This is a genomic window from Wenyingzhuangia gilva (assembly GCF_030519655.1).
In the GTDB taxonomy this organism is placed as follows: Bacteria; Bacteroidota; Bacteroidia; order Flavobacteriales; family Flavobacteriaceae; genus Wenyingzhuangia; species Wenyingzhuangia gilva.
On record NZ_JAUMIT010000019.1, the window covers coordinates 1 to 6,860 of the forward strand.

The following is a 6,860-nucleotide window of genomic DNA, read 5'->3' on the forward strand; positions in this document are numbered from 1 at the left end:
AAGCCAACCTCTTATATTGTACGTATAATCTACATTTTGTAAGCGAGCTTGTCCATTTTTCCCTCCAACTCCTTTGCTTGTTAACTGTCCTAATTCATCATAGGTGTTTTCTACAATGACTTCAGGAGTAGTAGCACCATCAATAGCTTGCGTTTGCTTGGTAAGCCTACCCATATGATCGTATTCAAAAAAATCTAAAGTTTTAATATCAGGTTTTCCTGTTTTTTTATGAGTTGTTTTAGTTCGGATTACTTTTCCTACAAAATCAAACTCACTTTCCACAATATCTGTAGTTCCTAAATAACTGTTATTGGAATATACATATATTGGATTTGTTTTATCATCATAGTAGGTGACAGTAGTAATCCAATTATTAGTTCCTAGTACTTTTACTTTATTAACTGTTGGCAATCCTTTGGTTTTAGTAGTAGAAGTTTTCTCAAAAATATTAGTAACTACGCTACTCAAACTACTAGGTAAATCGATATACGTATCATAGTAATTAATAGTGTATATTCCATGAACGCCATGAGGAATAGGTCCATTAGAATAATATATATATGTACCTCCTAAATTGCTTGAAGTTGTGTTTTTAGTCACATATTGTGTATAATTCGTGTTGTTGTCAGCATTACTCTGCATAACAGTTCTCGTAGTAGAGGAGTTAGAATTGTGAAATCCTGTAAAAGCTACTCTTCCAAACACATCATACTTTGTAAACAACCATTTATTTTCATTTCTTAAATTTGCATCTTGCGTAAGCACAGGTCTATCCAGTTTGTCATAAACAATATATTCAACCTCTTTTCCAGGAATTCTTTTTTCTACCAAACGATTTCTATGATCGTATTCATATTGATATCCTAAAGTATCTAAGTTGTTAATTATAGTAGTTAAAGAGTTTGTAGCTACATCCATTTTAGGGGGTAATACAAAACTTAAATTCCCGTAATCATCATAAACATAATAAGTGTCATGAGCTGTTGATGTTCCCGAAATTTCAGCATAAGTTCGCTTTAAAATCACTCTTCCTTGTTTGTCTTTAAACTCTTCGGTAGAGTGTTCTGTACCAGAGTTATGGTTTTCATCATAAGTAATGGTTTTGTATAACTCTCCTGCAGCATAAAATCCATCTTGGGTCAACGTTGGACTATAAACTTTTACTGAGTTTATCGTACTTTCTGAAATACTCACCTCAAAAAGTTTTACTTCATTAGCTTCATTAGCATCGTATTCAATTTCAATTTCATGACCATTTCCTAATTTCCAATCTTTACCAGGAGCGGCTTGTTTTAAGACTCTGTTTAAAGGGGAGGCTTCTAGTTCTTTTTCAGAAAAGGGGTTAATGGTAGATATTCCCATGCTAGGAAAGTCTACATCATATTTACTCTGATCATAATAAGTTAAAACATCGCTTTCAGCAGTAGAAATAAACCCTCCTAAGTTATTAGTTGTTGTGTATGGTAAATAATCTTTGTTTTGTCTTCCAAACTCATCATATGCTATATGAGTAATAATATCTTCACCTTTTCCACCAGCATGTATGGCTATGTTTTGCATAGGTCTTCCTAAACCATCATAATAATTAACAGTTTCTATTTTTTGATCGTTTTTTAACGACGAAAAATTAAATTCATAGGTTGGTACTTGTGGTGTAATCGTGTATACATAATTCTGATTACTTAAATCTGTATCTTCAGCACACCCTCCTGATGAGCTTCCATATTGTGTTGGACACAGGTCATCATCGTTACTTACATAACCTTCGGGTTGTGTACAAGAAGGATCTGAGGAGTCATTTGGGTCCCCTAAACCATCTCCATCTTGATCCCTATACCAAGTAATGAGTTGATTTACTGTATAAGTAATGCTTGAGGGTTCAATGCTCCATGTCCCATTTGAATCTCGTGCTCTAAGGAATAAAGTTCCACTATTGGTCATTGTCATAGTACTAGCAGAGTTAGCTGTACTTTTTCCGCCAAGATTATTTTGCCAATAATAAGTAACACCACTAGGAGGAGTTGCCCTTTCCAAAACAATACTTCCACAACTACTTTGTTGTATAGTTGGAACTGGCGGAGTATCGGGAGCAGAACCTGTTACATTGACTTCTAATTCATCAAATAAAATATTCCCATAAGCATCATCATAATCTACAGTAACTAAGTTACTTCCTATTTCATTCCAAAGCACATCTACTTCGGCTGAATTATAACTGTTTCCCTGAACCGCACCTCCATAAATATACCAATCAAAGTAGCTAGAAGAGTAATAATCGGTGAAACCATAAGTTTCAGTAGTGTATAAATCAGCTGTTGTAGGACCATAAATATGCCCATATAAAGATTGGGCTTGTAAAGAAGTTGTTGTAAATAATAATGTAAATACAGCAACAACTTTTAATATAAATTTATTGAATTTTTTCATGTCAGTTGTGCTTTACATTTTATCATAATAGATTTCCTTAAAATAAGGTTTCCCTTTAGTAGTACTGATAGACTTCAATACCAAATGATTGTTGTTTAGTTTAATGATTTGAAAAGAAAACTTCTGTCCTTCCGGAGAGGTAATTGTTAAAGTATTTTCTGATTCAACAATAGTCCATATTCCAGAATTTTCTCTACCATCAGGCTGAATTTGGGTAAAATCACCATTAGCACTAAAAACTAGCTGACGTCCTTTATAACTTTCTTCAATACGTGTTTTTAACCTAGTATTTGAGTTAAATCTCATTTTAGGAACACTGTCCATTTTGGTAAGACTCTTTTGATAATCAAGACTCCAAGCCCCTATTAATTGTTCTTTTTTGTTTGTGTTGTTTTGTGCCATACCACTAAAAGTGAAACACAAAAGAAATATGATTTGTAATAGCTTTTTCATAGTCAAATAGTTTTATTGTTGTCCTTTATAGTGATACTCGTTTTTACTTAGAATTTTTCCGTCAGCATCTTTTACAAACTCCAATCGGTTAAAGTCATCATATTCATAGTAGATAGTATACCCCTTAGGGTCTGTCATACTAGTCATTCCTATTAATGGATCATAGGTATATGTTGTAATCATCGTATTGGTTAAAATGCTTCTTAAATCTTTAAATATAATTCTCAGGTATTGTGAATATTCTTCATTTGAGTTAAGAGGAACATAATCATACTCTTGTTCTAATTCTTCCATCTCTGTTTGGACTTCACTATAACTAGCATTCTCAATTTTTGCTATTGGGTATTGTTGATGATAACTCCAAATATAAGTTGTCCTTACTCCTGTTTTTGTATCTTCTACCTCTTGGATATTACCCTTGTTATCATATCTATTAATATGTATATCTTCTCTATATTTAGAGTCAATAACTAAGTCTTCTTTTGTGTAGGTTGAAGAAGGAGAGGAACTCACCTTAATATAACGAACATAAGATGGAGTAAAATTATTATCAGAATCACTAATTTTATGTAATTCGTATATACTTTCTGGTAATATTTTACCATCAAATTCTTTATACTTTGTAACCTTTGAATCAATAACATTTTTATTACCTAGATTGTCTTCTATATAGTTAGTGACTTCAATAGGCTTAAGAATATTCTTATCATTCATTGTTTTTATTACTCCCCCAAAAAAAGGATCTAATTCATAATCAAATGAATATTTATAATTGGTTGTTCTTGTTTTATCGTTATAAATATTTTGTGTAATCTTTGTAGTATTGATATGTTTTGTTCCTTCATAATCATAATTAATTGTGTTAGTAACTTCTTCTCCTTCTAAATAATCTGTAACCTTTTTAGACGAAAGCACCTTTGTCACATTAGTTAGTAAACAATAATTTGAAACTCTAGCAATATAATCATCAATTTCATCATTATTTATTACATCATTATTCTGTGCTCCTACTATAATAACTCCATATACTTTTGTTGGGTGATTAGTTTTTAGAGGAAAATAGTCTTCATATATATATTCTTCTTGCTCAATTAATTGCTTGTTTTCATCTTTAACTTTTCTTTTTAATAAAAGACCTCTGTTCCAGTTATAATTTGAATTTGGTGGATTAGAATATGATAAATAGGTATTTGGAAAATATTCAAAATTACCAACACTTAAGTCACTCCCTTTCATATATAAATTATGAACCTTCGTTCTTTCAAAGAAAGGTTCATTACTTATATCTACATCATCAATTGAAGCAGGAAAAGAATAGGTGAATTCTGTATATCCATTAGTTTTATTTGATTTATTTGTAATATATTCCGTTACATTTGTATAACCAAAATTATTTTCAAAACCAGAGCCGAGTTTAGATATTGGATAAGAAAATATGTCTGGGGATATCTTTATTATATCTTCTTTATTATTAAAAAGAATAAAATCTGTAGGATACAAGTTATAATAGGGGTGACCAGGATAATAACCATAACCTTTATAAGGAAATACTTCAGCATCATTTGCGTTTAGATACTCAGTTAGGTAAAATGAATAAGATAAATCGGCAAAAAAAGGCATAGAAACTATTTTTCCAGAAGAAACATTAGAGTTATTAAACATATTGTAACTATAATTATAAGTTATTAAATTATCATTAGTCTGTTTAATAACCTTATCTATAGCTAGCCCTCCTCCAATATATTCTTCTTCTTCATATATAAAAGTACGCGGCTTGTATGAATAATTAGTACTTCCACCTGTAGGATATTGTATTTTAGTTAAAACACCAATATCCATATAATCTTTATTAGGTAATCTATTCCCTCCAATGGTTTTTAAATGTCTACCTATATAGGTGTTCTTTTCGTAAACATTATAAGCTCTTATATCTCCTTTTGGATAATTGTCAGGATAAATATTTAAGCTTGGTACAGGTGTTTTGTTATTAGCACCGTTGGCAAAATTCCATAGATCAGTATTATAACTATATAAATTAGGGAATTTTTTATATGAAGGGTATTTATCTCCTTGGTCATAGTAATTATATTCAAAAGTATATGTCAATGGATTGTATAAATTTTTTCCATATTCTAATAAGCTTTTCAATCTTAATTTTTTGTTCCCGTTATGAGAAGCACCTTCAGAGTATTCATAGTCATCTTTATAATATTGAACTGTTTTATCTTCAGAGCTTAAAAAATAATCATATTTTAAGTTTATTTTTTTTATTTGATTATTTCTAGTCGTATTTATTGTTATTGAGGTAAGTGCTTTGGCAGTGCTACCAGTTATTAAATCTAATCTTGTTAAATCGTAATCAAAATCTATGAGCAAATTATCAGTAGTTATCTTGGCTAATCTTTTGGCGTGTGTTTTTGTATACGTAGTAGAGTAAGCATTTAAATTCTCTGCTTTTTTTGAAGATCTTAAACCCAAACCGGGATACATGGATTGACTTAAATTTTTTTCAATTACATCTTCATATTCAAAACTAATCATTTCTCCATTTGCTGTAACAACCTCACTTAACCACCATGAGTTATTAAACTTTCTTCTTGACTCATTGTTTATATGAGAAGTACTTAAAAGTTCTGGACGACCACTTTGGGGTAATGATTGACTAAGATTAATAGATAGCTCAGCATCATTAAATTTAAAAACATTTCCTTTTGTATCTTTTATTGTAAAAGCAATTAAATTACCTGTTTCTGAATCCGTAATGTAATCTATTTTTAAATCTTGATAAGGTATTAATTTTATAGTAGCTCTCTCACTATGTTCGGGATCAAAAACAAATCTTCCAGAATAACCTAAGAAATTAAAATAAAAAATATCTGGTTCAAGATCATTAAGTTGATAAAAAGGATTTAAAATTCTTTTATTAAATTCTCTTAATGGACCTAAAGGATGTGAGAAAGCATAAGTTCTGGGTTTCACAACACCAAAATGGTGTAATATAGCATCTTCTGGAGTTTGATTTTGTCGGTTTTGATATATTTCCTCAAGGTCTAGTTTGTATGTGTTTACTCCTTTATACCCAAGCGGAGAAAAAGAATAACCTCCAATAGTTTTAACAGGTAAGTCATTTTCTTTTATAGAATATAAATAACCTAATTTAGTGGCAGGCCAGTCACGGTAATATGGATGATTATATTCTTGAAAATGATTGCGATCAGTTTTAGAATCATCAGGTGCATCTTTCATTACTCTTGAAATTACTCCTCCAGCATTTAAAGACCATCCTAAACCTACTAATGATGCTGTTGTATTAGTTGTTATTCCATTAGGATTATAATTTAAACTGATATCTAGTTGTATAGATTTTTTATCAATTTCATAAATAGGGATTGAAATATTTGGTGTACCAGTAAAATAACTAACTTCATTATCGATAAAACTAAGTAATGATGATGCATTTGGCGATGGAGGCAAGCTTGGTTGTAATTGAGAATATACAAAATGTGTATAAAAAAAAACTATAAAAAGGAACGTTTTATAGTAATAGTAATTTGTTGTTTTCATTATAATGCTTTTGAGAAAATTTTTAATGTAAGATTACATTTATTTATTTTTAATAACTTGTGGTTTTTACTTACACTTGGTAAGGAATAAATTATTAATAGAATGATTTTTGTTGTTGGTTTTTATTATAATTTATATGAAAAAAATATCAAATCACATCAACTGCGTATAAACACACTTGTTTTTTATAAGGATTATTCGTTAATTCGTATCAAAACGCTATAAAAATTATGAAAAACACAATCAAGGTGCTCATTATTGATGCACATCCTTTTGTAACGGAAGCTTATGAGCAAGCTTTAAAATTAATGCCTTTTAAAAACAAACCATTAAATATTTTAAAAGCACAAACGAGTGATAAGATTGATAATCTTATAAAAAATCAAGAAACACCAATTGACTTAGTTTTACTGGAT

Annotated in this window: 4 protein-coding genes; 1 reads left to right on the plus strand and 3 read right to left on the minus strand. The window is 30.0% G+C overall.

Annotated elements, in window-relative coordinates; translation table 11 throughout:
• From QVZ41_RS14300 to QVZ41_RS14310, 3 genes are all read right to left on the minus strand, one after another.
• Nucleotides 1-2,427: DUF6443 domain-containing protein (locus QVZ41_RS14300; RefSeq protein WP_302885327.1), on the minus strand; the 2,427-nt coding region annotated here is incomplete at its 3' end.
• Nucleotides 2,428-2,439: 12 nt separating this feature from the next.
• On the minus strand, nt 2,440-2,880 hold the full coding sequence (locus QVZ41_RS14305) for a lipocalin family protein (protein ID WP_302885328.1): 441 nt from the start codon (nt 2,878-2,880) through the stop codon (nt 2,440-2,442).
• A 12-nt stretch (nt 2,881-2,892) separates the two neighbouring features.
• The gene (locus QVZ41_RS14310; protein WP_302885329.1) at nt 2,893-6,444 is read right to left on the minus strand and encodes an RHS repeat domain-containing protein; all 3,552 of its coding nucleotides are present in this window, start codon (nt 6,442-6,444) and stop codon (nt 2,893-2,895) included.
• Nucleotides 6,445-6,674: 230 nt separating this feature from the next.
• Between QVZ41_RS14310 and QVZ41_RS14315 the strand changes: the two genes are divergently transcribed.
• On the plus strand, nt 6,675-6,860 hold a 186-nt coding region (locus QVZ41_RS14315), incomplete at its 3' end, for a helix-turn-helix domain-containing protein (protein ID WP_478221192.1).

Bases quoted from the DNA above. Each gene is read 5' to 3' on its own strand.
- QVZ41_RS14305 (WP_302885328.1), bottom strand. From the start codon at position 2,880: ATGAAAAAGCTATTACAAATCATATTTCTTTTGTGTTTCACTTTTAGT.
- QVZ41_RS14310 (WP_302885329.1), bottom strand. From the start codon at position 6,444: ATGAAAACAACAAATTACTATTACTATAAAACGTTCCTTTTTATAGTT.